The organism is Pseudoalteromonas sp. GW168-MNA-CIBAN-0100, assembly GCF_040309225.1.
In the GTDB taxonomy this organism is placed as follows: domain Bacteria; phylum Pseudomonadota; class Gammaproteobacteria; order Enterobacterales; family Alteromonadaceae; genus Pseudoalteromonas; species Pseudoalteromonas arctica.
On record NZ_JBEOOL010000149.1, the window covers coordinates 1 to 418 of the forward strand.

Annotated in this window: 1 protein-coding gene; it reads left to right on the top strand. The window is 41.9% G+C overall.

Annotated features, from left to right (window positions below):
• Window positions 1-81 precede the first annotated feature (81 nt).
• The coding region (locus AAEY62_RS20450; RefSeq protein WP_350636054.1) for an RNA polymerase sigma factor at window positions 82-418 on the top strand (337 nt) is incomplete at its 3' end.

A 418-nucleotide genomic window follows, 5' to 3' on the forward strand; every position in this document is an offset into this window, starting at 1 on the left:
TTTTCAAACTGTCATTACGTCTAACTTATCAATACACTTAAATGCTAACCCAGTAATTATAATTTAAAGGCGACATTACGGATGTTACACGTTAAACCCGAACAGTCGCAATTGTGCGAAGCAGCACTCATTAAGCGTGTTAAGTCGGGGGATCAAGCTGCATACACACTACTTTATGAACTACACATAAAACGAGTATACGGGTTATGTTTACGTTTATTAGCTGATCAGTCGCATGCAGAGGATGCGGCCCAAGAAGTGTTTGTACAGGTGTGGCACAAAGTAGCGCAGTTTGATGGGCGCTCGCAGTTCTCTACTTGGCTTTACAGCGTAGCGAGTAATGTTGCGATTAATTACTTACGCAAACAAAAAAATTGGCTGCAAAAAGTGGTGAGTATTGAGCACAGCGGTATGGATG